4 protein-coding genes and 1 rRNA gene are annotated in these 4075 nt (G+C 74.0%); all 5 read right to left on the reverse strand.

Annotated features, from left to right (window positions below):
* Positions 1–668 (reverse strand): TlyA family RNA methyltransferase (locus ABD908_RS26670; protein WP_345001827.1); only part of this gene is annotated, 668 nt, incomplete at its 3' end.
* 1 nt (position 669) lies between these two features.
* Positions 670–939 (reverse strand): hypothetical protein, encoded by a 270-nt coding sequence (locus ABD908_RS26675; RefSeq protein WP_345001829.1) that lies wholly within the window; start codon positions 937–939, stop codon positions 670–672.
* A gap of 11 nt (positions 940–950) precedes the next feature.
* Positions 951–1931 carry an HAD-IIA family hydrolase gene (locus ABD908_RS26680; RefSeq protein WP_345001831.1) on the reverse strand — a complete coding sequence of 327 codons (981 nt, stop codon included), beginning with the start codon at positions 1929–1931 and terminating at the stop codon, positions 951–953.
* Positions 1928–2716, reverse strand: a complete 789-nt coding sequence (locus ABD908_RS26685; protein WP_385920536.1) for a tetratricopeptide repeat protein — start codon at positions 2714–2716, stop codon at positions 1928–1930. Before ABD908_RS26685 ends, ABD908_RS26680 begins: the two co-directional genes overlap by 4 nt.
* 1237 nt (positions 2717–3953) lie before the next feature.
* Positions 3954–4070 (reverse strand): 5S ribosomal RNA (gene rrf, locus ABD908_RS26690).
* Positions 4071–4075: the final 5 nt, after the last annotated feature.

Here is a 4075-nt window from a genome sequence, read left to right on the forward strand (position 1 = left end):
CTGAGCCCGACGGCGGCTGCGGCCCGCGCCGCCGTCGTCACCGCGCCGGCGCGCAGGGCCGGGTCCCGGACCACGCCCCCCGGTCCGACGTTGCCCTTCCCGACCTCGAACTGCGGCTTGACCATCGGGAGCAGGTCGGCGCCCGGGCCCGAGCAGGCCGCGAGCGCGGGCAGCACCAGGGTCAGCGAGATGAACGACAGGTCGGCGACCACCAGCTCGACCGGTCCGCCGAGTGCCTCCGCGGTGAGGGTGCGCACGTTGGTACGGTCGCGGACCGTGACACGGTCGTCGTTGCGCAGGCGCCACACCATCTCGCCGTAACCCACGTCGACGGCCTCGACATGCGCGGCGCCACGATGCAGCAGGACGTCGGTGAAGCCACCCGTGGATGCGCCGGCGTCGAGGCACCGTCGGCCGGCGACCGACACCTGCGGGAACGCGGCGAGCGCGCCGAGCAGCTTGTGCGCCCCGCGCGAGGCCCATTCCACCTCGCCCGCGACCTCGGCGACCCGGATCGGGACGGCCGGATCGACCTGGTTGGCAGCCTTGCGCGCGGGCTGCTTGTCGACGGTGACGCGCCCCGCCTCGATCAGCTCACGTGCCTGCTCGCGGGACCGGGCCATGCCGCGCCGGACCAGCTCGGCATCGAGCCGAACTCTCCGTGCCACGTCAGGCCCTGTCGACTCGGTCGAGCGCGTCGACCAGCACCCGGTGCGCCTGCTCGAGCAGAGCGGACTGCCGGCCGAGCGCGGCGAGAGCACCGGTGCCGTTCGCTGCACCGTCATCGGCGCCGGGCCCGGTGTCCGCGCCCCGCGCCTGGATCTCGTCAACGCCATGCAGGAGGTCCTCCACCGCAGCGCGGATCTGCGCAGGGTCCACATCGACGGCCGGCAGAGGCGCGCGACTGGGCAGATGTTGCCCGGGCAGGGGTGCGTTCATCGGTTCCCAGGCTATCGGACACCGGTACGCCACGGCGCGGGCGCGCCGTCGGCCAGCGTCAGCCGCGCCCGATCCGCCTCGGGGACCTCCCGCGCTGCGGCGATCGCTGCGTAGAGCGCATCGGCGGGGTCCGCCCCGGGAGCGCCGTCGAGATGCAGTACGTCGCCGTCGACGGTGGCCGTCCAGCCGGTGCGCGGGCCGGGCCGGACCGCGTGAGCCGGGCGGCGCAGGCCTGCGAGCGTCTCCGCGATGAAGGTGGGCTGCCGTCGGTCGGGCGCGGCGAGCACGTCGTCGACGGTGTTCACTCCGGTGAGCACCATGAAACTGTCGGCGCCGACGGTGTGGCCGCCCTCGATGTCGGTGTCCAGCCGGTCGCCGACGACGAGCGGCCGGATCGATCCCGCCCGCTCGGCGGCGTCGCGCAGCAGGGGCGCGCCCGGCTTGCCCGCTACCTCGGGGGTGAGGTCGGTCGCACGCTCCACCGCCGCGACCATCGCCCCGTTGCCGGCGACCAGGCCCCGCTCGGACGGCAACGTGGCGTCGACGTTGCATGCCACCCAGACGGCTCCGGCGCGGATGGCCAGCACCGCCTCGGACAGTTGCGCCCACCCGGTGTGCGGGTTGTGGCCCTGGATCACGCCCGCCGGGGCATCGTCGAAGGAGTCGACGGGGACCAGGCCGCGTGCAGCGCACTCGTCGCGCAGCGCGGCCGCACCCACGACGAGCACCCGCGATCCGGGTGGGACCAGCGTGGCCAGGAGCCGTGCCCCGGCCTGGGCACTGGTGACCACCGAATCGTCGGTGGCGTCGAAGCCCAGATCGCGCAGTTGGGCGGCGACGGTGTCCGGCCCCCTACTGGCGTTGTTCGTGACGTACCACACGCCAAGGCCGTCCAATGCCTCCCGCGCGCCCGGGATCGCCTGCGCACCGGCGTAGACCGTGCCGTCCAGGTCGACCAGCAGCGCATCGTAGGCGTCGACGACCGCGGTCACCGCGCGTCGCCCGAACCCGCTGCCGGCGCGTCCGGTGCCTGCTCGGCCTCGGGCTCCGCCGGTGCCTGCTCAGGCTCGGGCTGCTCCAGCTCGGCTCGCTGGTCGGTGTGGTCGCTATCAGTAACAGTCTCGTCAGCGCCGGTCTCGTCAGCGCCGATCTCCGCGCCCGCCGAGTCATCGCCGGTCTCGTCATCGCCGAGTTCGGCGACGCGCACCTCCGCGTCGATGTCGCCGTCCTCGTCCGCCGCGGCGGCGTTCAGGAACCACGTGCGTGCGTCGTCCCGTCGGCCGGCGGCCAGCAGCGCCTCGGCGTACACGTAGAACAGCCGTGCCGCGTACAGACCACGCCGCTTCGGGTCCAGGTTCTCGGCCTGGAGCGTCACGATCGCCTTGTCGAATTCGCCGAGATCCATCCGCGCCCCGGCCTCCACGAGCCGCAGCTCGGTGCGGTCGTCGCCGCTCAGCGCCTGGGCCTCATCGCCCCGGGCGATCTCGATCGCCTTCTCCGGGCGCCCGAGCCCACGCTCGCAGTCGGCGAGCATCGGCAGCAGCTCGAGGGCCCCGCCCATCCGCTTGGCCGCCCGCAGCTCGCTCACCGCCTCGGACCACTCGCCGTTGGTGTAGGCGGCGATGCCACACGCCTCGCGCACCGCAGCGATGCGGCCCGCACGTTCCCGAGCCGCGCGGGCGTGTGCGAGCGCCCGCTCGGGCTCCTCGTCGAGCATTCGGCCTGCGAGGACCAGGTGGGCTGCCACGATGTCGGCATTCGCCTTGTCGAGGCTCAACAGGTCACGCCGAATGGCCGGGTCGAGTTCCTTCGGGTCGACGTCCGCAGGGATCGACGGCTCGTCCCGCCGGGTGCGCGGCCGATCCTGCGGACCGCCTGGGCGAGTACCGCCGCCGTCCCGCCGTGGGCCCCGCGGTCCACCCGACCGGGCACCGCCCCCGCGGTTCCCGTCACCCGATCGCTGCCATCCCGAGTTGCGGTCCGGCCGGTCGCCACCCCGACGCTCGCCGCGATCGTCAGGCCGCCGCCCGGCATCGGCCTTGCCTCCGTACCCCCGGCCGTCCTGGCCCCGTCCGCCGGCGGCGCCGTCACGGCGCGGACCCCGGCTGTCCTGCCGATCGTTCCAGCTGCGTCCCTCGGACCGGGGCCGGTCCGTCCCGGTCCGCCGGTCGCCGTCACGACGACTGTCGTCGCCGCGGTAGCCACCGGTGCGCTGGTCGCCACCGCCGCGGTAGCCACCGCCGGTACGGTCGCCCGACGGCCGCTGGTCCCGCGTGGGACGAGCGTCGCTCCAGCTGCGTCCCTCCCGGCGCGGCCTGTCGTCGCCCCCGCTGCGGCCGTCGCCCCGCGAGCCGTCGGGCCGGGGCCCGCGGGCGGAATCAGGCCGAGGTCCGCGGGATGAGCCGAATCGGCTGTCCCTCGAATCACTGCGGCCATCGCTGCTCCAGCCGCCACCGCGATGCCCGCCGGCGGCGCGGTCGTCCCGCTGCCAGGAGCCGCCGGCACTACGATTACCGCCACCGTTGGCGGCGGAATCACCGGAGCGCTCGGGCCGACCGCCGCCGGCGCGCCCGGACGAGTGTCCGCCGCGATATCCGGATCCGCCGGGACGACCACCGCGGTCGTCATCCGACCTGCGGCCACGGCTGTCGCCGCCGAACCGGCGCTCTCCAGAACTCGACCCACGGTGGTCCGAGCCGCCCCGACCAGCAGCTCCCGCCCGGCCGCCCTCGGCGCTCCGCGACGCGCCGCGATCGCCCGGGCTACGGAAGCCTGCCCGCCGGCGCGCGGAATCGTCGCCCTCACTGCGGGGGGTACGTCCCTCGTCTGACCTACCGGTAGCCACTTCTCTGTTCCTCTTTCTCTGCGCGGCGCCCGCTACGGGCGCCGCGGCCGACGGCCTCGGTCTTCGCGACCGTACACGCATGGCCGAACGACGTAAGCCCCCGGGTTGATGATGCCACGATATTCGTGTGGCGATCACCCTCCCGAGGGCTTACGGTTGTTCAAATATAGTTCGGCGGTGTCCTACTCTCCCACACCCTCACGAGTGCAGTACCATCGGCGCTGGAGGGCTTAGCTTCCGGGTTCGGAATGGAGCCGGGCGTTTCCCCTCCGCTATAGCCGCCGAAACACT

It is taken from the genome of Tsukamurella soli (genome assembly GCF_039541155.1).
Taxonomy (GTDB): Bacteria; Actinomycetota; Actinomycetes; order Mycobacteriales; family Mycobacteriaceae; genus Tsukamurella; species Tsukamurella soli.